Genomic DNA, 25,493 nt, shown 5'->3' with positions numbered 1-25,493 from the left:
AAGCATCAAAGTGAGCGGGATGTTCGCGAAAGCGATCACCCGCGACCACTGCCGACGCGTTCGCACTCGGGGAGATCGCGCCATGTCGCGCACACGCTCTGTCGCCGGTTCCGCACTCGGAACCAACCGCCGTACCGTCCTCGCCGCCACCGCGGCGGTCACCCTCTCCGCGGGCGTCGGCTACGCCCTGCGGCCCACCGACAGCCAGGCCGCACCCACCACGGGCACGGACGCCGCCGAGGCCCCCGTGGCGCAGTCCCTCCCCCAGTCTCGGCTTCGCTCGACCGGGGGGACCCCCATGGCTCCGGCCGCACCTCTGGCCCCGTACACCCGCGGCACCACCCTCGCCTCGGTCGCCGCCCCGCGCAACAGCTCCGGCTACCGCCGCCTCGGCGACGGACCCGGCTGGAACCGCAAGGTCCGCTCCGAGCTGGCCGCGCCGAAGACCGGCCGGGCCGGGCGCCGGACCGCGCTCGCCGCGTTCGTGCAGCTCACCGACATGCACCTGAGCGACGTGCAGCACCCGATGCGCCTGGAGTACCTGCGTTCCACCGACCGGCACACCTGGCGGCCGCACGAGGCGCTGACCGTGCCCGGCGCGATAGCGCTGGTGGAGCGCATCAACGCGCTGCGGGGCGCTCCCGCCACCGGTGCCCCGCTCCACTTCGCCATGACGACCGGCGACAACACCGACAACAACGCCGGGACCGAGCTGGATTGGTTCCTGACGGTCATGAGCGGTGGCCGGGTCACCGCCAACTCCGGTGACCCGCGGCACTACGAGGGCGTGCAGAACAGCGGCATCAAGCAGTACTGGCAGCCCGACGCGAGCGTCCGCGACGCCGACAAGCAGCTCGGCTTCCCGCATCTGCGGGGCTACCTCGCGGCCGCCGTACGGGAGTTGAACAGCCCCGGCCTCAACCTGCCCTGGTACTCCACCGTCGGCAACCACGACGCCATGCCGCTCGGCTGTTACGGCCTCGGGGACTCCTGGCTCGCCGAGTACGCGGTCGGCGGCAGGAAACTGATGAACGTGTCCGCGGCCGAGGCGAAGAAGCTCAGGGACACCATCAGGAAGAACAACGACCCGAAGGGCACCGCGTTCCGCGACTTCCTCAAGGCCCACACCCGCGACATGCGCTCGGTGACACCGGACGAGCGGCGCGCCCCCATCACCGCCACCGGGTACCTCAAGGCCCACCTCGACCCGGCCCACCGCGGCCGCGGACCGGTCGGCCACGGCTACTCCACCGCCAACCTCGACGCGGGCACCCAGTACTACAGCTTCCGCATCGCCGAGGACGTCATCGGCATCAGCCTCGACACCACCGACGCGGGCGGCCACTACCAGGGCTCGATAGGGACGGCCCAGCTGAGGTGGCTGGACAGGACGCTCCGCGAGAACAAGGACTCGTACGCGGTCATCTTCAGCCACCACACCAGCGAGTCGATGACGAACACCCGCCCCGACCCGGCCCGCCCCGGCGAGCGCCGCCACAACGGCCAGGAGCTCATCGCCCTCCTCGGCCGCCACGCAGGCGTCCTGGCCTGGGTCAACGGCCACATCCACCGCAACGACATCACCCCGCACCGGACGTCCGGCGGCCGCTCCTTCTGGGAGATCTCCACCGCCTCCCACGTCGACTATCCGCAACTGGCCCGGGTGATCGAACTGGCCGACAACAAGGACGGCACACTCTCGATCTTCACCACCTGCATCGAGTCCGCGGCCCCGCACCGCACCGACTTCACCGACCTGTCCCAGACCGGCCTCGCCGCCCTGTACCGCGAACTCTCCTACAACGCCCCCGGCGCCAACCTCACCCTCGGCGGCGACGCGCAGGACCGGAACACGGAACTGGTGCTGAAGAAGGGCTGAGACGATCGGAGGATGCGTCCCCTCCGACACGGCTACACCAACCGGACCCTCGGCGACGGGGCCGTCGTGCGCAAGACGTACGACGGCCCCGACGCCGCCGCCCGGCTCCGCCGCGAGCACACTCTGCTGCGCGCGCTCGCCGGCCGGGTGCCGGTGCCGCCGGTGCTCGGCGCCGACGACCGCACCCTCACGCTGGGCTTCGTCGCCGGCGTCCACGGCCAGGAACTCCTCGACGCGGGACGGGCGGAGCAGGTGCTGGGGTCCTGCGGACAGGTGCTGCGACGTCTCCACTCCGGGGCGCCGCCGGACCTGCCGGGCGCCGGGGCGGGCGAGGTCCTCGTGCACGGTGACTTCGGGCCGCAGAACCTCCTTCTCGACCCCTCGACCTTCGAGGTCACCGCCCTGCTCGACTGGGAGTTCGGCCGCCTCGGGGAGCGGGTGGAGGATCTCGCCTGGTGCGAGTGGATCGTCCGGACGCACCACCCGGAGCACGTGCGCTCGCTCGGCCGCTTCTTCGCCGCGTACGGCGCCCCCGTGCCCGCCTGGCCGGAGCGCCGGACCGCGATGCTCGCCAAGTGCGTCTCGATGAGGGAGTTCTGCCATCGCCGTGACCCGAACGGGCCGGGCGTGCGTCAGTGGGAGGAGCGGGCCCGGGTCACGGCCGGGTGGCGGGAGTAGGACGGCGGGGGTGCGGGAGGCGGCGGCGGATGGTGTGGGGGAGTCCGCCCGCCGACGCCAGGACGACGAGACCTGCCGTGCCGTACGCGATGTACAGCGTGCCGTGGAGGTAGTACCGGCTGCGTTCCCGTTCCTGGGCGTACTTCTGCTGGTCGTAGGTTCTCGTGCCCGCGGAGCGGCCGTCCAGGGAGTAGTCGATGTAACACGTGAAGCCCCGTCGCATGCGGCTGGGGGTTTCCTCGCCGTCCGCGCCCAGTTGGAGGCCGTCGCAGTGCGGTGCGACGGGGGTTGCCCTGCCTTGCGCCAGGGTGATCAGGCCCCAGGCCAGGGGCAGCAGGAACAGCACGAGAAACACGCCTCGGAACTTCATGCCGCCCTACCCAACCATCCGGCCGACGGGACGACCGCACGAGGGCCGGGTGGCGGCCGCACGACGGCCGCACGGCGGCCATATGAGGAGGGGCCGCCGGGCCGGTCCGACGGCCCCGCGGCTCCTCCTCTCCCCTCCTGGTCGTGCCCGGACCGTCATGACCGGGGCAGTACCACGACATACGCGGCGGGATCCCGGTCGCCCGCCGCCATCAGGGCGGTACGGACGATCGTCGCCTGCTGTTCCATCGCGTCCCGGAGCTTCCTCGGGGTGATGTGGACGACCGTGATGCCCAGCCGCTCCAAGTGCTCGCGCTTGCGGGCGTATTCGGACCACAGGCCGTCGTCGTCGTCATCGGTCTGCCGGTCACCCTGGCGGGGTACGCGGGTGTCGAGTTCGACCGCCACCGCCTGTTCCGCCCAGTAGGCGTCCAGGCCGCCGAGGTGCGGACCGCCGGGCAGACGCAGGTCCACGTTCCACACCGGGTCCGGCAGGCCGTACTCCCGGACCATGCGGTACAGGCGGTCCTCCGCGATCGCGCGGCCCTCGGCCAGCAGGGAGTCCACCGCGTCCACCACCTGCGGTCGGCTGAGCAGCTTCGCGTTGTTCAACTCCCGTACCACCGCCGCCGGTTCGCAGTGCCGGCCGCGTACCGCCTCGGTCAGCAGCCGGCGTACGGCGTCCGCGTCCGTGAGTTCGGCCACCGCGTCGGCCAGCGCGCGCGGGACCGGGGCGACCGGCAGGCCCGACACGGGTTCCGGGGTGGGCAGCGCGGCCGTACGGACGATCCGCACGCAGCCCGTCGAGCGCAGTCGGCGCATCCGGTGGACCAGGACGTCGACGCGGTCGAGGGACAGCAGGGGAGGGGTCGAGCTGAAGCCGTGCAGGGTGAGCGCGGCCAGGCCCGTGATCACCGCGTCCGCGTACACCGGCCGGTGCGGGTCCTGCGGGCCGGGCTGCGCCGGAACCCCGTTCTGCGGCTCCCGCGCCGCGTACCTCAGCACCGCGTGCAGCCGTTCCTCGCCGGTCGGCGGGCCGGGGTGGAGCAGGAAGACGCCCGGGAGGATCTGCTGCCAGGGCCCGCCGGGACGGCACCGCTCGTCGGCCTCCGCGGCCGAGACGCCGTGCGAACGGAGATGGGCGGCCGTCAGCACTCGGCGGTGCACCTCGGAGAGGTGGCTCAGGGGGCGGGGGGTGAGCGGGGGGACCGGGGTGTTGTGGTTCATGACCGGCAGATTCCCGCCATTCGTCCGGCCTTGAACCGTTGTTACACGTCCGTCGACAAATCCGGACAAGCCAGCACTAAAGGACGGGTGTTCGGATGCCGAGCACGCGCGGAAAACCCCTGGTCCGTTCGGGTGCGGTCCAGGGGTTACGGGCTCTGTTGCCCGGATTCCGTAACGGTGACGGCACGCTCAGGCTTTGGCCAGAGTTCCGCCTGGTTGTCGCCTAGTCGCCGACCGCCGCCGCCGCGTCGCACGCCTGTCCCCGCAACGCCCGTGCCAGGTCGTCCCGCGCCTCCAGCACCAGCCGGCGCAGCGCGGGCGCCGCGTCCTCGTGGGCCGCCAGCCAGGCGTCCGTCGCGTCCAGCGTCGCCTGAGAGTCCTGGAGCGAGGGGAACAGGCCCTGGACGACGTGCATCGCGATCTGGATCGACCGCTCCCGCCACACCCGCTCGATCACGTCGAAGTACTTCTGCGCGTACGGCGCGAGCAGCTCCCGCTGCGAGGGCCGGTCGAAGCCCGCGATCGTCGCCTCGACCAGCGCGTTGGAGAGCGCGTCGGACTCCACCACCTGTGCCCACGCCTGCGCCTTGACCGCCGCCGAGGGGCGGGCGGCGAGGCAGCGGACCTGGTGGCGCTTGCCGGACGCCGTGTCGTCGCGGGCCAGTTCGGCGGCCAGGTCGCTCTCGTCGGCGAGGCCGTGCGACGCGAGCGGTTCCAACAACGCCCAGCGCAGCTCCTGGTCGACCTCCAGACCCTCGATGGCCGAGGTGCCGTCCAGCAAGCCCTTCAGCAGGTCGAAACCGGGCTGGTCGACGGCCGTCCGCGCGAAGAACCGCGCCCACGCCAGCTGGTGCTCACTGCCCGGCTCGGCGCGGGACAGCTCCCGCTCGGCGCCCTCGGCGAGCAGTGCGGCAGCCTCGGTCCGCCAGTCGGGGGCCGCGTAGTGGACGAGCGCCGACTCGGCCCAGGCGTGCAGCATCTGCAGCACCCCGATGCCGGACTCGCGCCCCGCGAACCGCAGCACCAGGCCGATGAAGTCCCGGGCCGGCAGCAGCGCGTCCCGGGTCATGTTCCACAGCGCGGACCAGCACAGGGCCCGGGCGAGCGGGTCGGTGAGTTCGCCCAGGTACGCCTTCAGGGTCTCCAGCGAGGTCGCGTCGAAGCGGATCTTGCAGTACGTGAGGTCGTCGTCGTTGACCAGCACCAGCTCGGGTGCCTCGGCGCCGGCCAGCTCCGCCACGACCGTACGCGGGCCGTCGACGTCCGCCTCGGCGCGGGCATACCGCTCCAGCGCCCCCGACGCGGAACGGCGGTACAGGCCCACCGCCACCCGGTGCGGGCGCAGTTCGGGGTGCGATTCGGCGGCCTCCTGCACCACCGCCAGCTCGTCCACGCGGCCGTCCGCCTTCAACAGCACCTGCGGAGTGAGGGAGTTGACCCCGGCGGTCTGCAGCCAGGCCCGCGCCCACGTGGCCATGTCCCGCCCGCTGGTCTCCTCCAGCACCGACAGCAGGTCACCCAGGCGCGTGTTGCCGTACGCGTTCCGCTTGAAGTAACGGCGGGCGCCCTCCAGGAACGCGTCCTGGCCGGCGTACGCCACCAGTTGCTTCAGTACGGACGCGCCCTTGGCGTACGTGATGCCGTCGAAGTTGAGCTTGGCGTCCTGGAGGTCGCGGATGTCGGCGGTGATGGGGTGGGTGGAGGGCAACTGGTCGGCGCGGTAGGCCCAGGCCTTGCGGCGGTTGGCGAAGGTGATCCAGCCGTTCTCGAAACGCGTGGCGCCGACCAGCGCGAACGCGCCCATGAAGTCGGCGAAGGACTCCTTGAGCCACAGGTCGTCCCACCACTCCATGGTGACCAGGTCGCCGAACCACATGTGCGCCATCTCGTGCAGGATCACGTTGGCCCGGCCCTCGTAGGACGCCTGCGTCACCCTGCCCCGGAAGATGAACTCCTCCCGGAAGGTCACCAGACCCGGGTTCTCCATCGCGCCGAGGTTGTACTCGGGCACGAACGCCTGGTCGTACTTCCCGAAGGGGTACGGGTAGTCGAAGTGGTCGTGGAAGAAGTCCAGGCCCTGCTTGGTCACCAGGAACACGTCGTCGGCGTCGAAGTGCGGGGCCAGGCCCTTGCGGCACAGGGCGCCGAGGGGGATCCGCAGTCGGGTGCCGTCCTCGAGGACGCGTTCGTAGGAGTCGGTCACGTAGTGGTACGGGCCCGCGACCACGCAGGTGATGTACGTCGAGATCGGCTTCGTCTCCGCGAACCGCCACACGCCGTCGGCGAGGTCACCGACGCCGTTGCTCCACACCGTCCAGGCCTCCGGCGCCCGCACCTCGAAACGGAACGGGGCCTTGAGGTCCGGCTGCTCGAAATTGGCGAAGACGCGGCGGGAGTCGGCCGGCTCGTACTGCGTGTAGAGGTAGACCTCGCCGTCCTCGGGGTCGACAAAGCGGTGCAGGCCCTCGCCGGTGCGGGAGTACGCGCACCGGGCGTCGACGACCAGCTCGTTGTCGGCGGCGAGGTCCTCCAGGAGGATCCGGGTGCCGTCGAAGACCTCGCTCGGGTCGAGATCCTTGCCGTTGAGGGACACGGAGGTCACACTCGGCGCGATCAGGTCCGCGAAGCTGGAGGCGCCGGGCTCGCTGCAGCGGAAGCGGATCGTGGTGACCGAGCGGAAGGTCCGCGGTCCGTCCCCGGTCTCGTCGCCGACCGCCGTACGGACGTCGAGGGACACGTCGTAGCCGTCGACGGACAGCAGGGCGGCCCGCTCCCGGGCCTCGTCGCGGGACAGGTTCTCACCGGGCACGGATGGTACTCCCTCGGATGTGTACAGCTGTGTTCAGCATGCGGACCAGGGCCGATCCTCCCACGGGCCCCCGGCCCCCGGCAGCCGGGAATGGGGCGGGGCACGGCAGGTGTTCCACGTTGAGGTGAGCTATGGCACCGCACAGGCAACCGCACTCCGAGGAGACCCATGTCCGAGACCACCGCGCCCTCCGGCAGGACCCCCGTCGACTTCTGGTTCGACCCGCTGTGCCCCTGGGCCTGGATGACCTCACGCTGGGTGCTGGAGGTGCAGAAGGCCCGGGACATCGACATCCGCTGGCACATCATGAGCCTGGCCGTGCTGAACGAGGACAAGATCGACGAGCTGCCCGAGGAGTACCGGGACATGCTCGCGACCAAGGCCTGGAAGCCGGTACGGGTGGCGACCGCGGCCTGGCAGAAGCACGGCGCCGACGTCCTCGGCCCGCTCTACACCGCGCTCGGCACCCGCTTCCACAACAACGGCGAGGGCCCGACCACCGAGGCCATCGCGGCCGCCCTGAAGGAGGCCGGCCTGCCCGCCGACCTGATCGAGTACGCCGACCAGGACGACTTCGAGTTCGACGCCCAGCTGCGCGCCTCCCACCGGGAGGGCATCGAGAAGGTCGGCCAGGAGGTCGGCACCCCGGTCATCGCGGTCCCCGGCCCCGACGGCCAGGAGATCGCCTTCTTCGGCCCCGTCGTCACCCCGGCCCCCCAGGGCGACGACGCGCTCCGCCTGTGGGACGGCACCCTCGCCGTGGCCTCGGTCCCCGGCTTCTACGAGATCAAGCGCACGCGTACCAAGGGCCCGGACTTCAGCAACCTGTAGGCGCGGCGGCGGCGCCTGTCCGCCGAGGGCTGTCAGAAGCCCTCCGGCAGGTAGGCGCCGGCCCGCCAGTTGTTCTTCTTCTGGACGCGGCGGCAGCTTCCGTTCTGGCAGCGGTGGAAGGCCTTCGCGACGAAGTGCTCCCCCTCCTCCAGTTCCGGGAGCAGCGCCCGCTCCGCCGCCGCGACCTCCGCGTCACCCTTCAGATCCCGGAAATCCTGCAGCCTGTCGTGACACGTCGGGCTGGGGCATCGCACGAACGCCATGAGCACCTCCTGGGTGTCGGACCGCGCCGGTTTTACAACGCAGTGCGGGGAGCGTAGGCCCCGGGCGGTCCGGACGGGAGCCCGGAACCGGTCCCGCCGCGTGTCCTGAGCACCCGGAACCGGTCCCACCGCGCCGATGCCCGGCGGGCAGCTCGCGGCTGCGCCCGCCGGCGAGGGGCCGGCCGGGTGACGGGTTTCGGGGAGCGTGGGTCCAGGGGCCCGGCGGGTGCCCGGCCCTGGTCCGGCTGCGTGCCGTCGGTCCCGGAAGCCGGTGCCCGCGCGTGAGATCCGGTGGGCCGCTCGCGCCGCGCCGGCCCGCGCGCCGGCGTCGGCTGGGACCGGTCGGGCGACGAGCACCTGGGCGGGAGCTCGGGACCGGTCCCGGCGGGCGTCGCCGCCGATCGGAACTCGTCCCGCCGCGCGCCCCGGGCACCCGCAACCCCACCTGCGGGGGGCCGCTCCACCGCTCACGGCCGCCCCCGCCCGCGGCCCCGCGCCTGTGTCAGCCGGTCCAGATGCTCGGCGTATCCCTCGGTGTAGTACGCGGCCCGGTGCGCGTCCGGTTCGACGATGGCCGTCGGGCGGGTCCACGTGGGCCCGTCCAGCGGAACCCCGTGGCGTTCGGCCGCCGCGAGGACCGCGCCGCGCGCGCCCACCTCGCCCTCGACGACCCACAGGGGACGGCCGAGGACGTCGGCGAGGAGGCGCATCCATGCGGGGCTGCGAGTGCCGCCGCCGCAGACGGCCAGGGAGCCTGTCAGGCCGGCGGCCTCCAGGCAGTGGCGGGCCGCGTAGCCGATGCCCTCGCACACCGCCCGTACCAGGTCGGCTCTGGTCGATTCGAGGGAGATGCCGGTGAGTTCCGCCCGCAGGTGGGGATCGACGAAGGGGGCGCGTTCGCCGGAGGGGGCGAAGTACGGCAGCACCCGCACCCCGTGCGCGCCGGGCGGGGTCTCGGCCAGCAGGCCGTCGACCTCCTCGTGGCGCACGCCGGTCGTCGACAGCACCCAGTCCAGGGCGGCCGTGCCGACCATCGCGGGCAGCGCGCGCAGCCGGTGGCCGGGCCGGTCGGTGGAGATGTACAGGCCGGCCGGTTCCCCGGACAGGTCCAGGTCGGTCGTCGCCACCAGCGCGGCCAGACAGGTGCCGACGATGAGGAGGCCGTCCCCCGGGGAGGTGACCCCGGCACCGAGCGCGCTCGCGGGCAGGTCGTAGGGGCCGTTGGTGATCGGGACGCCGGGTGGCAGGCCCTCCCCCCGGGTCCGGCCCACGGCGATCGGGTCGGCGACCGTGGCGAGCAGGTCCCGCCGGTGGGCCAGCCCCAGCAGCTCCAGCACCCCGTCGTCGTACGTCCGGGTCCGCGGGTCGAGGAACGGCATCGACGCGTCCGACACGTCCGTCGCCGCCCGCGCCGCCCCCGTCAGCCGCTGGAACACCATGTCCTTGCAGTAGACGGCCGCGGCGGCCGCGTCCAGTAACTTCGGCTCGTGCCGGTCCAGCCAGGCCAGCAGCGGGCCCGGACAGCCCGGGAACATGGCACTGCCGGTCCGCCGGAACACCGCCTCGAACGTGCCGTCCGCCAGCCACCGGTCGAGCAGTTCGTGCGCCCGCCCGTCCATCCAGGAGGCGGCGGCCCGTACCGGACGCCCGTCCGTGTCCACCAGCCACACCCCGTCGCCCTGCCCGGTCAGCCCGGCCAGCTCCACCGGCTGCGCCACCCGTGCCGTCAGCTCTTCGAGGACGGCCACGACCGCCCCGTACACCTCCTCCATGTCCTGCTCGACCCGGCCGCCGTGCAGGTCGAGGCGGACCGGGCGGGCCTCGACGGCCAGTTCGCGGCCGGTGCCGTCGAAGGCGGCGGCCTTCACCATGGACGTGCCGACGTCGATACCGACGTACATGTGGGCCTCCTCGGCCAGTCGTCGCTGCCGTCGCAGTAGTGGCGGTAGTCGTGGTCGTCGGGGTGGTGGCGGTAGCCCTTGTCGTCGCGGCAGTCGCCGAGGTCACGTCAGGCAGTGCGCCAACGGCTCTCCGCGCACCCAGCGGCCCACCTCCGCGGCCGCGATCGCCGCCGCCTTCTCCGCGACCGCGCGGCTGGCGCCGCCCAGGTGCGGGGTCAGCACCACGCGCTCGGCGAGAGCCCGCAGCCGCGAGTCGGCGGGCAGCGGCTCGTGCTCGTACGTGTCGAGGGCAGCCGCCGACACCTGACCGCTCTCCAGCGCGTCGCACAGCGCCCCCTCGTCCAGGAGCGGTCCGCGCGCCGCGTTCACCACCACCGCGCCGCGCGGCAGCCGGCCCAGCTCGCGGGCGCCGAGCAGGCCGCGGGTCTCGGAGGTGAGGCGGGCGTGCAGGGTGACCACGCGGGAACCGGAGAGAAGCTCGTCGAGGGAGGACACCCGCAGGCCGTGGATCTCGCCGCGCACATAGGGGTCGTACACCGTCACCTGCGCGCCGAAGGCGCACAGCACGCGCGCGACCCGGCTGCCGACGGCTCCGTAGCCGATCAGTCCGACGGGCAGGTCCTCCAGCTCCAGGCCGCTGTGCTCGTACGTGTAGTAGGCGGCGCCCTCCCAGCTGCCCTGCCGGGTCAGCAGGTCGTGGGCCTGTGGGATGCGCCGCAGGGCCGCCAGCAGCAGGCCGACGGTGAACTCGGCTGTCGCGGCGGCGTTGCGGCCGGGCGCGAAGCACACCCGGACGTCGTGGGCCTTCGCCGCGTCCAGGTTGACGTTCACCGGGCCGCCGCGGCAGACCACGACCAGGCGCAGGTCGGGGCAGGCCGCCAGGACGCGTTCGGTGACCGGGCCCATCTGGGTGACCAGCACCTCACCTCCGTCGGAGAGCGACTCGATCATCTCGTCCTCGGCGTCGCTCGCCTCCTGCACCTCGGCCACCGGCCCGAACGGCTCCAGCGGCCAGCCGAGCGTCACCTCCCGTACGTCCACCGGTCGTTCGCCCAGCTCGTGACCGACCGCCCGTGCGATCAGCCCCGGCAGGACGAAGTGGTCGCCGGCCGCCACGACACGCACCGGACCGTTCCGTTCGCTCATCGTCGCCCTCCACTCGTCCGCTTCACTGATCGATGGTGAGCCGCGTGTCCGGGGTAGGCATAGACCCCGTACAGGTGGCAGGTCCGGATGGCCAGGTGGCAGGCCGGATGGCGGAGACGAACACCGCGGGGCCCGGAACCGGCCTGGGCACGCGGAGTGTCCGCGCCGGACGCCACCGCCCCGCGGCCCTGTGCGCCGAGTCGTACGCCCGCCTCCTCGACGCACTCACGGCCCGCGGCCGGCTCCCGGAACCGGCCGCCGCGCACGCGCGCATCCGCCTCGACCGGGATACTGCTCGGTCATGACGACGACCTTGCTGCTGGCCCGGCACGGACAGACGATCTGGCACGCCGAGAACCGTTACGCGGGGATCAGCGACGTGGCCCTCACCGACACCGGCCGTGCCCAGGCCGAGGCGCTCGGCCGCTGGGTCGCCGCCCACCCAGTCGACGCGATCTGGACCTCCCCGCTCTCCCGGGCCGTCGCCACCGCCGAGCCCGCCTGCCGTGCCCTCGGCCTCACCCCGCACCGCGAACCCGCCCTGCGGGAGTGCGACTTCGGCGTTCTGGAGGGCCGTACGCTCGCCGAGTTCGCGGCCGAGGACCCCACGGCCGCGGAGGCATTCCGCGCCGACCCGGTCGCGCACCCCTTCCCCGGTGCCGAGGATCCGCCGGCCGCGGCCGCCCGCGGAGCCGCCGCCCTGCGCCGCACAGCCGCCGCCCACCCCGGCGAACGGGTGCTCGTCGTCGCCCACAACACCCTGTTGCGTCTCGTCCTGTGCACCCTGCTCTCGATCCCGGCCCGGGAGTACCGCAGAGTGTTCCCACGGTTGCGTAACGCGGCGATCAGCGAACTCCGTATGAACAGCGACGGTTCCGCCGCACTTCTCTCACTCAATGTGCCGTGCGGGACGGACGCGGCGTAGCACCATGGGCGCATGACGGAGATCGACACCTCGGTGCCGCATTCGGCCCGGATCTGGAACTACTGGCTCGGCGGCAAGGACAACTACCCGGTGGACGAGGCGGCCGGCGACGCCTACACCGCCGTCTTCCCCGGCATCGTCACCATCGCCCGCGGCAGCCGCGCCTTTCTCGGCCGCAGCATCCGGTACCTGGTCCGCGAGGCGGGCGTCCGGCAGTTCCTGGACGTCGGCACCGGCCTGCCCACCGTCGACAACACCCACGAGGTCGCCCAGCGCCTCGCCCCCGAGTCCCGGATCGTCTACGTCGACAACGACCCGCTGGTCCTCGCACACGCCCGCGCCCTGCTCACGTCCACGCCCGAGGGCGCGACGGCGTACGAGGACATCAGCCTCTTCGAGCCGGAGCGCATCATCGAGGCGGCGGCCGGGACCCTCGACCGGGAGCAGCCCATCGCCCTGATCCTCAGCGGCATCCTCGGCCACGTCACGGACTACGACCAGGCCCGTGACATCGTCCGCCGCCTCCTGGCCGGCCTCCCCTCAGGCAGCTACCTCTCCGTCAACGACGGCTCCCGCGGCACCGACCCGGCCTACGAACGGGCCCAGGACGCCTACAACGAGACCGGCGCGGTCCCCTACTTCCTGCGCCCGGTCGACCAGATCGAGGCCTTCTTCGAGGGCCTGGACCTGGTGGAACCGGGCGTGGTCCCGGTCCCGCTCTGGCGCCCCGACGAGGAGGCACCGGTCGCGATCGGCCAGCACGGAGGCCTCGGCCGCAAGCCCTGATCACCACGGGCCCCGGTCGTGGCCGCCGTGCCGTCCGGCCGCCGCCGTGCCGTCCGTCAGACGAGGGCGGTCGCGACCGGGGTCGCGGGTGAGCTTGCGGTGGTGGTCGCGGTCGCCTCGCCACGGTCGGCGTACTGGTTCGCCGGGCGGGGCAGTCCGTAGCGGTCCCGCAGGGTGCGTCGGGGCCCGTACTCCGTGCGGAGCAGACCGCGTGTGCGCAGGAGCGGGACGACGTGCTCGACGAAGAGGTCGAGTCCGGACGGCAGGACGGGCGGCATGATGTTGAAGCCGTCGGCGGCGCCGTGCGTGAACCAGGTCTCGATCGCGTCGGCGACCTGCTCGGGCGTCCCGGCGAAGGTGAGGTGCCCGCGCCCGCCGCCGAGCCGTCCGACCAGCTGCCGTACGGTGAGCCGCTCACGCCGGGCCAGTTCGACGATGAGGGTGTAGCGGCTCTTGGCGCCCTCGATCGCGCTCTCCGGCGGCAGATCGGCCGGCAGCTGGGCGTCCAACTCCAGTGTCCCGGGCTCCAGTTGCAGCAGGCTCTCCAGACGGCTCACTCCGTGCGTGTACACGATGTGGTCCTCCAGGAGCTGCTCGGCCGCCAGCGCCTCCGCCTCGGTGGAGCCGAGCACCGGGACGATGCCGGGCAGCACCTTGATGTGCTCGGGGTCACGGCCGGCCGCCGCCGTACGGGACTTGAGGTCGGCGTAGAAGGCCTGCGCGTCCTCGATGGTCTGCTGGGCGGTGAACACGGCCTCCGCGTACCGGGCCGCGAAGCGTTTTCCGTCCTCGCTCGACCCCGCCTGCACCAGCAGCGGGTAACCCTGCGGTGTGCGCGGCACGTTGAGGGCGCCCTCGACGCTGAAGTACGTCCCCTGGTGCCGGGGCGGATGGATCTTCGTGTCGTCGCCCCAGACGCCGGCCGCCTTGTCGGCGACGATCGCGTCGTCCTCCCAGCTGTCCCAGAGCTTGAGGGCCACGTCGAGGAACTCGGCGGCACGGGCGTACCGCTCGGCGTGCGCGGGTTCGGCGTCCAGGCCGAAGTTGCGGGCGGCCTCCGCGCCGGCCGTGGTGACGACGTTCCAGCCCGCCCGGCCGCCGCTGATGATGTCGAGGGAGGCGAACTTGCGGGCCAGGTTGTAGGGGGAGTTGTAGGAGGTGGAGGCGGTGGCGATCAGGCCGATGTGCTCGGTGGCCGTCGCCAGGGCGGTGAGCAGGGTGAGCGGTTCCAGGGCGCCGCCGGGGCGCTGGGCGACGTTGCCCCACAACTGCGGTCCGTCGGCCAGGAACAGGGAGTCGAAGGTGCCGCGCTCCGCGGTCCGGGCCAGGCGGACGTAGTGGGCGAGGTCCACATGGGCGTACGGGTCGCTCTCCGGCAGCCGCCACGACGCCTCGTGGTGGCCGGTGCTCATCAGGAACGCGTTGAGGTGGAGCTGTCTGGTCACTTCTGGTCCTCCGTCACGCCGAGCGCGGCCAGCAGCCGCTCCCGGTACTCGCCCAGCAGCGGATCCCGGTAGGAACGGGGATGCGGGCGGTCGATGGTCAGGTCGAGGCCGATACGGCCCTGGTCGAGCACGAGCACCCGGTCGGCGAGCACGATCGCCTCGTCCACGTCATGGGTGACCAGCAGCACGGCGGGCCGGTGCCGCTTCCACAGCTCCCGCAGCAGCCCGTGCATCTTGATCCGGGTGAGCGCGTCCAGCGCGCCGAACGGCTCGTCCGCCAGCAGGAGTTCGGGCTCCCGGACCAGCGAGCGGGCGAGGGCGGCACGTTGGGCCTCCCCGCCGGACAGCTCGTTGGGCCAGGCCCGTTCGCGGCCGGCCAGACCCACTTCGGCGAGCGCGGCCCGGCCCTTCCCGGCCGCCTGACTGCCCTCCGTCCCCAGCAGTACGTTGTCCAGCACCCGTCGCCAGGGCAGCAGCCGCGAGTCCTGGAAGACCACGGACACCCGCTCGGGTGCGGTGAGGTCACCGCTGCCCGACACCTCGTGGTCGAGACCCGCGATCGCCCGCAGCAGGGTGCTCTTGCCGGAGCCGCTGTGCCCGAGCAGGGCCGTGAACTGCCCGGGCGGCAGGTCGAGGTCGATGCCGTCGAGGACCGTACGCCCGTCGAACGACCGGGTCAGGCCCCGGAGCCGGACGGTGGGCCGGGTCAGCTGCTCAGTGTGCGGCGCCATGACAGCACCCTCCGTTCGATCAGACGGACCGCGCTGTCGGAGACCAGGCCGAAGAAGCCGTAGATGACGAGGCCGACGAGGATGACGTCCGTCTGGCCGTAGTTCTGGGCCTGGAACATCATGTAGCCGAGTCCGCTGGTGGCGTTGATCTGCTCCAGGACCACCAGGCCCAGCCAGGAGCCGGTCACCCCGAGCCGGAGCCCGACGAAGAAGCCGGGCAGCGCGCCGGGGATGACGATCTGCCGGACGAAGGCGAACCTCGACAGGCCCTGGACCTCGGCGAGTTCGACGTACCGGTGGTCGATGCCGGACAGCGCGGCGTGCGTGTTGAGGTAGACCGGGACGTACACGACGATGGCGATGATCGCGATCTTGAAGGTCTCGCCGATGCCCAGCCAGAGGATGAACAGCGGGATCAGACCGAGGGTCGGGATCGCCCGGTTGAGCTGCACGGTCCCGTCGATCAGCGCCTCCCCGGCCCGGCTGAGCCCGGAGGCCAGGGCGAGCGCGACGCCGGCGGTCAGACCGATCGCGAACCCGGATCCGGCGCGTCGCAGCGAGGTCAGGATGTCGGTGGGCAGGGTCCCGGCGGTCCACAGGTGAGCGCCGGTCCGCACCACCGTCCAGGGCGCCGGGATCGCCGCCGGGTCGAGTTGTCCGGCGGCGGAGGCGGTGGCCCACAGGGCGAGGAAGAGGACCGGTCCGATCAGCCGGGAGGCGGGCAGGCTTTTCCCGGGGGAGAGCCGGCGGCGCCCGCGGACCGGGGAGCCGGCCTTTGGGGAGCCGGTCTCCGGGGCGGCGACGGCCGCTGCGGTCGTGGTCACGGCGGTCACCTTCGGTACTCCGCGGGGACGGACTTCGCGGCGATGCCCTCGAAGCGGTGGTCGAACAGCGAGCCCACGTCGAACTTCTTCACGAAGCCGCCCTCTGCCAGCAGATCGGCCGTCTCCTGCTCCCACTTGATCGCCTCGTCCCAACTCGGCGGGAACAACGGCTTGTTGGCGAGCTCGGTGATCGACTGTGCTTGTGTGAGGGTCAGGTTCTGCGTCCCGACGTAGAACTCCTTGTTCCAGACGTCCGGGTGCTCGTACTGCCACACCTGGCCCTTGGCCCAGTACGGGATGTACGCGGCGACCGCGGCCGCCTTCGCGGAGTCGGCCAGTACGGAGGCCGGCGCCCAGAGCAGGTTGAGCAGGTCCACCACGTCGGTGGTGATGGCACGGGCACCCTTGGACTCGTACTGCTTCAGATAGGCGGGCGCCTGCTGGTTGGCGAGCGGAGCGATGTCGACCTGGCCGGACTGCAGCGCGGTGAGGAACTGGTTGCTGGTCAGCGGGACGAGTTTCACGTCGTCGTACGCCAGCCCCGCTTTCTTGAGCGCACGCAGAAGGACGACACCCTGCGCCTGCCCCTGCGAGAAGGCGAGTTTCTTCCCCTTGAAGTCCGCGACCGTACGGATGTCGCTGCCGGGCTTGGTGGCGAAGAGATAGTTCGGCTTGCGGGTGATGTCGATCGCGACGATCTTCGCGTCGTATCCCTGGAAATGCGCCTGGATCGGCGGGATTCCCGCGTTGTTGGCGACGTCCAGGGAGCCGGCGCGAAAGGCGTTGATGACATCGGGGCCGGCGCCGATGTTCGCCCAGCTGCTCACTTTGTACGGTGGGTCGCCCAGCTTGGCGAGCTTGAACTGGAGCTGCTGGGCGTTCTGGTACGAGGCGATCTTCAGGCTCGTACCGGCCGGGACCTTGCCGGCCAGTGGAGCGGACAGGTCACCCTTCGCGCTGGTGGCGGCGCTGCTCTGGGCGCAGCCGCTCAGGCCGACGGCGGCGGCCGAGACGCCGAGCAGTGAGGTCAGGAAGAGCCGCCGGTCGACACCGGAGGCAGACAGAGATGGCATGACGGAAACTCCGTGGGATGAAGTGGTGAGAAGGCGCGCGGAATCCGGGCAAGGAAAAGCCAGAACGGGAATTCACGCGGCAAGAAGGAGGCGCTCCGGGCGCGTCGGCGCGTCAGCAACAAAGGGTGCGACAGCTCATGAGAAGGATGTTCCCGGTCACGCGCACCCCCTGTCAACATTCGGATTTTCTGAATTAATTCGGCCCCGGTGGCACGCTCGAACGATCACCGGCAAACCCTCGACGGGTCCTCAAAATACCCTCAACGGATCCCGGTAGAGCACGTCCAGTGCCACCGCACCGCCCGCCACGGCCAGCACGGAATCCGGAAAACTCGTCGGCACCACGTCCGCCGCCCGGTCCGGACCGACTGCTTCCCGCAGCGCGGAAAGGCAGTCCGCGCGGCTGATGATCCCGATCTCGGTGACGACCACCCGCTCCGGGTTCAGCACGTCCAGCAGCAGCCCCACTGCCCGACCCACCATCCGCGCCCGCTCCACCAGCAACCGTACGGCCACCGCGTCGCCGCCGGCCGCCGCGGACACCACACGCATCGGGTTCACCCCGGCCATGATGCCCGCCGCGCGCGCCCGCCGGCACAGCGTCCGCTCGCTCAACTCGGCCTGGAGGCAGCCGGTCCGGCCGCAGTCGCAGGCTTCCGTGCCGCCCGGAACGGGCAGATGCGCGATCGTGCCTGCCTGCGAGCGCGGGCCGTGGTGCACCTCGTCGTTGGTCGCGAACGCCGCGTCAACCACGTTGCCGACGAACAGGTGCAGCACGCTCCGGCTGCCGCGCGCCCGCCCGAAAAGCCGCTCGGCGTTGACCAACGCCCGCGCGTGCCCGTCCACATGGACCGGCAGCCCGGTGCGGGCGCCGATCACCTCCCGTGCCGGGACCTCGCGCCAGCCCAGCAGCGGGTGTGCGACGACGGTCCCGGTCTCCCGGTCCACCCAGCCGCCGGACGCGAAACCGACGCCCAGGGGCCGGCGCCCCGGGGCCTCGTCCAGCAGGGCCACCAGGCCGTCGGCGGCGCGTGCCAGCACGGACGTGGGATCCGTACGCTCGTACTTCAACCGCCGCTCGGCCAGCACCCGTCCCCGCAGATCGAGTGCCGCGACCGTCGTGAAGGGCACGGCCACATGGACCGCGCCCACCACGAACCGGGAGTCGTCCAGGTCGACGGGCACATGTGGCCGGCCCACACCCTGGGACCGTCGGGGCGCGGCGGCCTCGCGGATCAGCCCGGCCTCGGTGAAGAGGGCGCAGTAGTCGGTGACCGACGCCGGGGACAGCCCGGTCAGCCGGGAGATGGTGCTGCGGGCGACGGGTCCGTGCTCCAGCACGGACCGCAGGACGACGCTCGCGTTCGTGCGGCGCCGGTCGCTGTCGGCGGCGCGGGGTACGGGGGAGGTGAGAGGTGGTGCCGCGGTACGGGGCATGGGGAACTTCCTCGGGAACGGGTCCGACACTGCGCCGTCTCATGCATCGAGGCGCGTCGGAGCCGCTCCGCCCGCCTCAGGGGCGGCGACAGGTGGCCGTGCCCACGCGTCGCAGGTCGACATAGCGACGCGACGAGAAGTTCCGGGACTGGGCGACCATGTGCACGAAGCTAGCAAAAGCCCCCACCGCTGCCCAGACGGCGACCGACGGGCGAGACGGCACGTGTCCACGCCGCAGTCCACGCGACAGCTCCCTTTGGTGGTTCTCTACAGAGGCCCACGAAGGCCTCCTCGTAGCCCGGACCACTTCACCTCAGTGACCGGCATCACGCGAAACCAGGTGTAACCCTCACCCTTTGTCCGGAGTCCACCAAGTCCCCGCTCCACCCTTTGTCGAACGCTGACGGAGAACGGCGCGAGCGCGCTGGGATAGCGTCACCGTGTCCCTTGCCGTTCACACCTTCGCGGAGTCCCCATGAGCACCGCCGTCGCCCCCGCCCGCACCGGCCAGGTCCTCGCCGACCTGCTCCCCGCCTCCCGCGTCCGGGACATCGCACTCGTGCTCGGCGGCGCCGCGCTCACCGGCCTCGCCGCCCAGATCGCGGTGCCCGTGCCGGGCTCCCCGGTCCCGGTGACCGGTCAGACCTTCGCCGCGCTGCTCGTCGGCACCGGCCTCGGGGCCCGCCGCGGTGTGTCCGCGCTCGTCCTGTACGCGCTGGCCGGCCTCGCCGGTGTGCCGTGGTTCGCGAACGGCACCTCCGGTGTCTCCGTCTCCTTCGGCTACATCCTCGGCATGATCCTCGCGTCCGCCGCGGTGGGCGCCCTGGCCCGCCGCGGCGCCGACCGCTCGGTGCCGCGGATGGCGGGCACCATGCTGGTGGGCGAGGCGATCATCTACGCCATCGGCGTCCCGTACCTCGCCTACGCCGCCGATCTCTCGGCCTCCGCCGCGATCGCGGCGGGCCTCACCCCGTTCCTGCTCGGGGACGCGCTGAAGGCCGCCCTGGCGATGGGCGTCCTGCCCACCGCCTGGAAGTTCCTCAAGCGCTGACCCCGTAGTTCCTGCGGAAGAGGTTCGCCGGGTCGCACCGCGACGTCACCTCGGCGGGCCTCTTTCGCGTCTCGGCGTCGTACAGTCCCTCGCTCCGATCCCCAACCCCTGCCGGGTCGCTGTGGACGGTGTGGCCCTTGGCGTACGGCATCTCGCGCAGAGACACGGGCGGGCGCCCGCGGGTGTCCGCGAGCGCCCGTAGGCGTCAGCGCACACCCGCGAGCGCCCGTGTGCGCCCGGTGTGGGTCCGTATGCGCTCAGACCTTCGTGAGCGTACGACCACCGGCCCTGACCCGCTCCTTCACGACGGCGATGACGAGCACGATCGCGGCGACGAGCAACGACAACAGCACGGTGGTGCGCCCGTCGTGCTCCGTGTCGGTCAGCATGTAACCCAGGACGAACACGATCAGCGCGGCCGTCGCCCAGGTCAGGTACGGGTACAGCCACATCCGCACGACCAGCTTCTCCGGCGCCTCGGCCTGGATGATCTTCCGCATCCGCAGCTGCGAGAAGCAGATGACGAGCCAGACGAACAGGGCCACCGCGCCGGAGGAGTTGACGAGGAAGAGGAAGATCGTGTCAGGGGACAGGTAGTTGAAGAAGACGGCGACGAAGCCGAACACGACCGACGCGAGGATCGCCGCCATCGGCACACCCCGGCTGTTGACCCGTGCGAACGCATTCGGCGCGTCGCCCCGCTCGCCCAGCGAGAAGGCCATCCGGGAGGCGGTGTACAGGCCGGAGTTGAGACAGGACAGCACCGAGGTCAGCACGATGAAGTTCATGATCTGGCCGGCGTGCGCGATGCCGAGGGAGTCGAGGGCGGCGACGTACGAACCCTTGTCGGCGATGGACTTGTCGTCCCAGGGCAGCAGGGTGACGACGACGAAGATGGATCCCAGGTAGAAGACGCCGATACGCCAGATGATGCTGTTGGTGGACTTGGTGACGGCCCGCTGCGGGTCCTCCGACTCACCGGCGGCGAGGGTGGCGATCTCGCTGCCCATGAAGGAGAAGACGACCAGGAGCACGCCGGTGAGGATGGCGCCGGGCCCGTTCGGCAGGAATCCGCCGTGGGCGCTGAGGTTGCCCAGCCCGGCCTTGTCGCTGTCGACGCCCGGCAGCACGCCGAACACGGCCAGCCCGCCGACGACGATGAACGCGCCGATCGCGACGACCTTGATCCCGGCGAACCAGAACTCGAACTCACCGTAGGAGCCCACGGAGACCAGGTTGGTGGCGGTCAGCACCACCATCACGATCAGTGCCCAGCCCCACTGCGGTACGGCGGGTATCCATCCTTCGAGGATCTTGGCCCCGGCGGTGGCCTCCACCGCGAGCACCACGACCCAGAAGAACCAGTACAGCCAGCCGATGGAGAACCCGGCCCAGCGCCCGAGCGCCCGGTCCGCGTGCGCGGAGAACGACCCGGACGTCGGATTCGCGGCGGACATCTCGCCGAGCATCCGCATCACCAGCACCACGAGCGTGCCGACGAGGGCGTACGACAGCAGGATGCCGGGTCCGGCGGTGGCGATACCGGTGCTGGAGCCGACGAACAGCCCGGCACCGATGACACCGCCGATGGCGATCATCGAGAGATGACGGCTCTTGAGTCCTGCCTGGAGGCCGCCGCCGGGGCCGCCGGGTTCGCCGGGGTCTCCTGGGGCGTGACCGGCCTGGGGGAGGGTCGGCTGCGAGGTCATGGAGGGATTTCCTTTGCGCCGGGTGAACTGTCCCGCGTACGAGCGGTGTACGGGGGTGAACGAGTCGGTCCAGTGAATCGGAGGCCAAGAGATACGTGAACCTTTGAATCCAGATCGTTACTTGAGGTTTTCCTGAGGTTCTGTAACATTGCTCGGAGTTCACGTGCCGCGCCCCCGGGGCTGCTGCCCTGAAACGTCCGTGTCACACTCGTCCCATGCGCGTGTATCTCGGCTCCGACCATGCGGGCTTCGAACTCAAGAACCACCTCGTCGACTGGCTCAAGGCGGCCGGCCATGACCCCGTGGACTGCGGTCCGCACATCTACGACGCCCAGGACGACTACCCCCCGTTCTGCCTCCGCGCCGCGGAGCGCACGGCGGCCGACGCCGACTCCCTGGGCATCGTGATCGGCGGATCCGGCAACGGCGAGCAGATCGCGGCGAACAAGGTGAAGGGCGTGCGCGCGGCGCTGGCCTGGAGCGAGGAGACTGCGTCCCTCGGCCGCCTGCACAACAACGCGAACGTCGTCGCGGTGGGCGCGCGCATGCACACGCAGGACGAGGCGACGAAGTTCGTCGAGACCTTCCTCAGCACCCCGTTCTCCGGTGACGAGCGCCACCTCCGCCGCATCGAGATGCTGGCCGACTACGAGACGACGGGCGACCTGCCGCCGATCCCGGCGCATCACCCGCAGCGGTAGCGGCAGCCGGGCACAGGTCCACGGGCCAGGGGGCGCAGCCCCCTGGCGGCGGTACGCAGGACATGAAGGACGCGCAGGACACGCAGGACCGAAGGAAAGGGCAGGGAGCACGGTGCCGGAAGGGCACACCATCCACCGGCTGGCCAAGGACTACGCCGCCGCCTTCGCCGGCACGGCACCGCGGGTGACCAGCCCCCAGGGCAAGTTCACCGACGCCGCCGCCCTCCTCACCGGCACGGAACTCACCGCCACCGAAGCCCACGGCAAGCACCTCTTCCTCGGCTTCCGCGACAGCGACTGGGTGCACATCCACCTCGGCCTCTTCGGCAAGGTCACCTTCGGCGCCGCCCCCGCGCCCCCGCCCACGGACACGGTCCGTCTCCGACTCGCGAACAGCGCCTCGTACGTCGATCTCCGCGGCCCCACGACCTGCGCCCTGATCACCCCCGCCGAGAAGCAGGCCGTACACGACCGCCTCGGTCCCGACCCCCTCCGCGACGACGCCGACCCGCGGGCCGCCTACCTGAGGATCGCCCGCAGCCGTACGACGATCGCCGCCCTGCTGATGGACCAGAAGATCGTCGCCGGCGTGGGCAACGTCTACCGCGCCGAGGTCCTCTTCCGGCACCGCGTCGACCCGTACCGCGCCGGCACGGACCTGACCCCCACCGAGTGGGACGCGATCTGGAAGGACCTCGTCGAGCTCATGCACGAGGGCGTCCGCACCAACCGCATCGACACCGTCCGCCCGGAACACACACCGGAGGCGATGGGCCGCCCGCCACGCGTCGACGACCACGGCGGCGAGGTCTACGTCTACCGCAGGGCCAACCTGCCCTGCCACATCTGTGGCGGCGAGATCCGCACCGCCGATCTCGCCGCCCGCAACCTCTTCTGGTGCCCGACCTGCCAGCAGCCCTGACCCCGGTCCGCGGCCTCCCCGGAACCCGTGGGAGCCGCCCTGGAACCCCGTGGGAGCCGCGCTAGAACCCGTGCGGCAGCCAGGGCGGCACCGCCGACCCGAACCCCACCGCCGCCTCCGCCAGCGCCCCCTGCCGCAGCTCCCGGACCCGTCCGGCCGCCGCCAGCGAGGAGAGGCTCACCCCGCCGAGGTACGCCGACCCCAACTCCCGTACGGACAGGGCGAGATCAGCCGGGTCCGTCGTACGAACGCACGACGCCCCCTTGGCGTCGCCCGTCAGCCGCCAACGCCCCGCGTTCCAGGGGCAGAAGTCGTCCTCGACCTCGAACACGACGTCCACCGGCGCCTGGTACGTCCGCGCCTCCAACGCCGCCCCGACGTCCACCAGCCGGACGAACAGGGAGTCCCGTACCCGCAGCCCGCACCGCCGGATGTCGCTCACCATGGACATCCACGGGTCGTCCAGCGGCCGCCCCAGCGCGCTCACCGTCGACGTCAGGTCGATGTCGAACAGGAACCGCCACAGCGCGGCGTGCGCCGCCGGATCGAGTGCCTCCGTGTCCTTGAGGAGCACCACACCCTTGGGTCCGGAGACCTCCCAGCCGGGCCGGACCCGGAAGCGGGCGTACCCCACGACCTCGCCGTCCCGCTCGGCGACCACGCACTGCAGCGGCGATCCGCCGTCCCGCTCGTTCTCCGGGTCGAGCACCTGGAGCCGTTCCCACCCGGGCAGCCGCGCAGGCATCCCCGGCCGGCCGGGCACCCGCCGCGCGTACACCGCCTCGCACGCGTCGAGGACGTCGGCCGGCGCGGCGTACCGCAGACGTACGTCATCGGTGCCGGGCGGCACGGACAGGCGTACGCGACTCGTGTCGACCTCGATGTTCACGCCGTACGTCGCCGCGCCGTACCCGAACCGGCCGTAGATCGCGGGCTCGGAGGCCGTCAGGACGGCCAGCGGCCAGCCCCAGTCCCGTACGTCGTCCAGCTGCCGCCGCATCATGGAGCGCAGCAGACCGCGCCGCCGGTGCGTGGCGGCCACGCTGACCATGGTGACGCCCGCGGCGGGTACCGAGGCGCCGCCCGGCACGGTCAGCCGGAAGCTGAACGCCCCCGCCGTGCCGACACACGCGTCCCCGTCCCAGACGCCGATCGAGCGGGCCGGCTCCGTGAGCGTGCGCCACAGCTCCCGCTCGTCCGACGACTCCGGCACACCGCCGAAGGCCCGTATCAGGTTGTCGTACCACTGGTCCCAGTCGTCCGGCCGCAGGACGCGTACGTCAGGACTCATGATCGCCACCCACAGCCGACGCCGCGGCCGGCCCCGCATTCAGCGCCCCGGTCAGCACCACAGCCCGTCCCACAGCCCGCCCCACAGTCAGTCACCATGGACCATGCCTATCAGGGCATTGCGGGACGGGCCAGGGAATTTCGGCGTGATGGCGGCAGGCCGGCCTTCTGTGAAGTTCACTGTGAAGTCGAGCCTCGGACGGGGGACAAGTGGGACCTCCCGTGCCAAGCAGTTGGTCCGATGGATAGGGTCCCGAACTAATGGCAGCAGGACGAGGGCGGCGCGCGGAAGCCGAGACGTTCACGGCCCGGTTGAAGATGCAGTGGCACCGGGCTCGCGTCGGCATGCGCAGAAGTGCCGTGGACTACTTCCGCGGCGACGGCTCGGACTGGGTCGCGCTGATCGGCCTGCTCATCACCGTGCCCCTGATCACGGCCGCCACACTCGTCAACTCGGTGTGGTGCTCGCCGGCCGTCCTGGTACTGCCGATCGTCGCGGGCGGCCTGCTGCTGCGCCCGGCGAGCCTGCTCGGCCTGTACGCGGCGGCGGCCACCGCCCTGATCGTCGAGTCGGTGCAACTGGGCCCGTACACGGAGGGCCCCTCCAGGGTCACCCCGGGCATCGTCCTGGTGGTCGCGGCCTGCGGTTTCTTCGGTCTGCTGATCGCGCAGTTCCGCAGCCGGGTCGGCGTGCCCTGGCGGCGCGGCGGCACCATGCTGTTCGACCTGCGCGAACGCATCCGCGTCCAGAGCAAGCTCCCTCCGCTCCCGCAGGGCTGGCACCGCGAGATGGCGCTGCGCCCGGCGGGCGGTCAGTCGTTCTCCGGTGACTTCGTTGTCGCGGCCCGGACGAACGGCGGCCGCACCCTGGAGGTCGTCCTGACGGACGTGTCCGGCAAGGGAATGGACGCGGGCTCGCGGGCCCTGCTCCTGTCGGGCGCCTTCGGCGGTCTGCTGGGCTCGCTGCCCCCGCACGCCTTCCTCCCCGCCGCGAACGGCTACCTGCTCCGCCAGGACTGGGACGAGGGCTTCGCGACCTCGATCCACCTGGTCCTGGACCTCGACTCCGGCGACTACGAGCTCTACTCCGCGGGCCACCCGCCGGGGCTCCAGCTCAGCGCGGGCAGCGGCCGCTGGGAGGAGAAGGCCGCCGACGGCCCGCTGCTGGGTGTGTACGACGGCGCCCAGTTCGACTCCGTGAAGGGCTCGCTCCGCTCCGGGGACGTGCTGATGCTGTTCACGGACGGTCTGGTGGAGACGTCCGACCGCGACATAGTCGAAGGCATAGACCGCCTCACCGGCGAGGCCGACCGCTACGTCGCCGGCGGCTTCCACGGAGCGGCCTGGCACCTGATCGAGGCCGTGGCGAAGGACGTCAACGACGACCGGGCGCTGCTGCTGATCTGCCGAGAGGGCCCGACGGCGGCGGCCACCCGCTGAACTCGCGGCACTTATTGCCCTGTTCGTCCGCTTACGCCTCCCTGGTTCGGTCATGG

General features: G+C 71.7%; 23 protein-coding genes. 10 read left to right on the top strand and 13 right to left on the bottom strand.

All coding sequences use genetic code 11. The features are described from left to right. Nucleotides 1–82 precede the first annotated feature (82 nt). Both ACIBK3_RS23270 and ACIBK3_RS23265 read left to right on the top strand, forming a co-directional pair. Complete coding sequence (locus ACIBK3_RS23270) at nucleotides 83–1,879, top strand: TIGR03767 family metallophosphoesterase (RefSeq protein WP_399368274.1); 1,797 nt, start codon at nucleotides 83–85, stop codon at nucleotides 1,877–1,879. Between the two features lie 12 nt (nucleotides 1,880–1,891). Continuing rightward, complete coding sequence (locus ACIBK3_RS23265; RefSeq protein WP_399368272.1) at nucleotides 1,892–2,557, top strand: phosphotransferase family protein; 666 nt, start codon at nucleotides 1,892–1,894, stop codon at nucleotides 2,555–2,557. Here the strand turns inward: ACIBK3_RS23265 and ACIBK3_RS23260 are convergent. The 3 genes from ACIBK3_RS23260 to pepN form a co-directional block, all read right to left on the bottom strand. After that, a complete protein-coding gene (locus ACIBK3_RS23260) occupies nucleotides 2,535–2,912 on the bottom strand; it encodes a hypothetical protein (protein ID WP_399368270.1) in 378 nt (125 codons plus the stop codon). The genes ACIBK3_RS23265 and ACIBK3_RS23260 overlap by 23 nt on opposite strands. A 170-nt stretch (nucleotides 2,913–3,082) precedes the next feature. Continuing rightward, the gene (locus ACIBK3_RS23255; protein ID WP_399368268.1) at nucleotides 3,083–4,153 is read right to left on the bottom strand and encodes a hypothetical protein; all 1,071 of its coding nucleotides are present in this window, start codon (nucleotides 4,151–4,153) and stop codon (nucleotides 3,083–3,085) included. Between the two features lie 223 nt (nucleotides 4,154–4,376). Further along, complete coding sequence (gene pepN / locus ACIBK3_RS23250; protein WP_399368266.1) at nucleotides 4,377–6,962, bottom strand: aminopeptidase N; 2,586 nt, start codon at nucleotides 6,960–6,962, stop codon at nucleotides 4,377–4,379. A 168-nt stretch (nucleotides 6,963–7,130) separates the two neighbouring features. Between pepN and ACIBK3_RS23245 the strand changes: the two genes are divergently transcribed. Then, a complete protein-coding gene (locus ACIBK3_RS23245) occupies nucleotides 7,131–7,793 on the top strand; it encodes a DsbA family protein (RefSeq protein ID WP_399368264.1) in 663 nt (220 codons plus the stop codon). A gap of 32 nt (nucleotides 7,794–7,825) precedes the next feature. Here the strand turns inward: ACIBK3_RS23245 and ACIBK3_RS23240 are convergent, their stop codons facing one another. The 3 genes from ACIBK3_RS23240 to ACIBK3_RS23230 all read right to left on the bottom strand — a co-directional run bounded on the left by ACIBK3_RS23240 (nucleotide 7,826) and on the right by ACIBK3_RS23230 (nucleotide 11,103). After that, nucleotides 7,826–8,056: a hypothetical protein gene (locus tag ACIBK3_RS23240; RefSeq protein WP_399368262.1), complete on the bottom strand. Its 231-nt coding sequence runs from the start codon at nucleotides 8,054–8,056 to the stop codon at nucleotides 7,826–7,828. A 467-nt stretch (nucleotides 8,057–8,523) separates the two neighbouring features. Then, complete coding sequence (locus ACIBK3_RS23235) at nucleotides 8,524–9,957, bottom strand: FGGY family carbohydrate kinase (protein ID WP_399368260.1); 1,434 nt, start codon at nucleotides 9,955–9,957, stop codon at nucleotides 8,524–8,526. Between the two features lie 102 nt (nucleotides 9,958–10,059). Continuing rightward, entirely contained in the window at nucleotides 10,060–11,103 is a 1,044-nt protein-coding gene (locus ACIBK3_RS23230; RefSeq protein ID WP_399368258.1) for a 2-hydroxyacid dehydrogenase, read from the bottom strand. Nucleotides 11,104–11,210: 107 nt separating this feature from the next. Here ACIBK3_RS23230 and ACIBK3_RS23225 point away from each other — a divergent pair, with 107 nt between their 5' ends. From ACIBK3_RS23225 to ACIBK3_RS23215, 3 genes are read left to right on the top strand one after another with little or no spacing between them, the layout of a single operon-like run. Beyond that, a complete protein-coding gene (locus ACIBK3_RS23225) occupies nucleotides 11,211–11,408 on the top strand; it encodes a hypothetical protein (RefSeq protein WP_399368256.1) in 198 nt (65 codons plus the stop codon). Further along, complete coding sequence (locus tag ACIBK3_RS23220; RefSeq protein ID WP_399368254.1) at nucleotides 11,405–12,028, top strand: histidine phosphatase family protein; 624 nt, start codon at nucleotides 11,405–11,407, stop codon at nucleotides 12,026–12,028. The genes ACIBK3_RS23225 and ACIBK3_RS23220 overlap by 4 nt, the downstream gene beginning before the upstream one ends. A gap of 12 nt (nucleotides 12,029–12,040) precedes the next feature. Then, nucleotides 12,041–12,814: an SAM-dependent methyltransferase gene (locus ACIBK3_RS23215; protein ID WP_399368252.1), complete on the top strand. Its 774-nt coding sequence runs from the start codon at nucleotides 12,041–12,043 to the stop codon at nucleotides 12,812–12,814. 56 nt (nucleotides 12,815–12,870) lie between these two features. On the opposite strand, the gene ACIBK3_RS23210 is transcribed toward ACIBK3_RS23215, so the two are convergent. From ACIBK3_RS23210 to ACIBK3_RS23190, 5 genes are all read right to left on the bottom strand, one after another. Continuing rightward, nucleotides 12,871–14,259, bottom strand: a complete 1,389-nt coding sequence (locus ACIBK3_RS23210) for an LLM class flavin-dependent oxidoreductase (protein WP_399368250.1) — start codon at nucleotides 14,257–14,259, stop codon at nucleotides 12,871–12,873. After that, nucleotides 14,256–14,990, bottom strand: coding sequence for an ABC transporter ATP-binding protein (locus ACIBK3_RS23205; RefSeq protein WP_399368248.1), 735 nt, complete (start codon nucleotides 14,988–14,990; stop codon nucleotides 14,256–14,258). Before ACIBK3_RS23205 ends, ACIBK3_RS23210 begins: the two co-directional genes overlap by 4 nt. Continuing rightward, nucleotides 14,966–15,823: an ABC transporter permease gene (locus ACIBK3_RS23200; RefSeq protein ID WP_399368246.1), complete on the bottom strand. Its 858-nt coding sequence runs from the start codon at nucleotides 15,821–15,823 to the stop codon at nucleotides 14,966–14,968. The genes ACIBK3_RS23205 and ACIBK3_RS23200 overlap by 25 nt, the downstream gene beginning before the upstream one ends. After that, the gene (locus ACIBK3_RS23195; protein WP_399368244.1) at nucleotides 15,820–16,887 is read right to left on the bottom strand and encodes an ABC transporter substrate-binding protein; all 1,068 of its coding nucleotides are present in this window, start codon (nucleotides 16,885–16,887) and stop codon (nucleotides 15,820–15,822) included. The genes ACIBK3_RS23200 and ACIBK3_RS23195 overlap by 4 nt, the downstream gene beginning before the upstream one ends. Nucleotides 16,888–17,136: 249 nt before the next feature. Continuing rightward, complete coding sequence (locus ACIBK3_RS23190; RefSeq protein ID WP_399368242.1) at nucleotides 17,137–18,324, bottom strand: ROK family protein; 1,188 nt, start codon at nucleotides 18,322–18,324, stop codon at nucleotides 17,137–17,139. Between the two features lie 475 nt (nucleotides 18,325–18,799). Here ACIBK3_RS23190 and ACIBK3_RS23185 point away from each other — a divergent pair, with 475 nt between their 5' ends. After that, nucleotides 18,800–19,375 (top strand): biotin transporter BioY, encoded by a 576-nt coding sequence (locus ACIBK3_RS23185; protein ID WP_399368241.1) that lies wholly within the window; start codon nucleotides 18,800–18,802, stop codon nucleotides 19,373–19,375. Between the two features lie 257 nt (nucleotides 19,376–19,632). On the opposite strand, the gene ACIBK3_RS23180 is transcribed toward ACIBK3_RS23185, so the two are convergent. Further along, nucleotides 19,633–21,084, bottom strand: a complete 1,452-nt coding sequence (locus tag ACIBK3_RS23180) for an amino acid permease (RefSeq protein WP_399368239.1) — start codon at nucleotides 21,082–21,084, stop codon at nucleotides 19,633–19,635. Between the two features lie 215 nt (nucleotides 21,085–21,299). On the opposite strand from ACIBK3_RS23180, the gene ACIBK3_RS23175 reads away from it, so the two are divergent. Both ACIBK3_RS23175 and ACIBK3_RS23170 read left to right on the top strand, forming a co-directional pair. Next, nucleotides 21,300–21,785, top strand: coding sequence for a ribose-5-phosphate isomerase (locus tag ACIBK3_RS23175; protein ID WP_399368237.1), 486 nt, complete (start codon nucleotides 21,300–21,302; stop codon nucleotides 21,783–21,785). Nucleotides 21,786–21,897: 112 nt separating this feature from the next. Next, nucleotides 21,898–22,707 (top strand): Fpg/Nei family DNA glycosylase, encoded by an 810-nt coding sequence (locus tag ACIBK3_RS23170; protein ID WP_399368235.1) that lies wholly within the window; start codon nucleotides 21,898–21,900, stop codon nucleotides 22,705–22,707. Between the two features lie 61 nt (nucleotides 22,708–22,768). On the opposite strand, the gene ACIBK3_RS23165 is transcribed toward ACIBK3_RS23170, so the two are convergent. Beyond that, nucleotides 22,769–23,998, bottom strand: a complete 1,230-nt coding sequence (locus tag ACIBK3_RS23165) for a GNAT family N-acetyltransferase (protein ID WP_399368233.1) — start codon at nucleotides 23,996–23,998, stop codon at nucleotides 22,769–22,771. A gap of 260 nt (nucleotides 23,999–24,258) precedes the next feature. On the opposite strand from ACIBK3_RS23165, the gene ACIBK3_RS23160 reads away from it, so the two are divergent. Further along, entirely contained in the window at nucleotides 24,259–25,437 is a 1,179-nt protein-coding gene (locus ACIBK3_RS23160) for a PP2C family protein-serine/threonine phosphatase (protein ID WP_399368231.1), read from the top strand. Nucleotides 25,438–25,493 lie beyond the last annotated feature (56 nt).

This window comes from Streptomyces sp. NPDC050287 (assembly GCF_044459385.1).
Classification (GTDB): domain Bacteria; phylum Actinomycetota; class Actinomycetes; order Streptomycetales; family Streptomycetaceae; genus Streptomyces.
The sequence above is the reverse complement of the archived record's forward strand: the minus strand, read 5'-3'. Positions and strand labels throughout refer to the sequence as shown.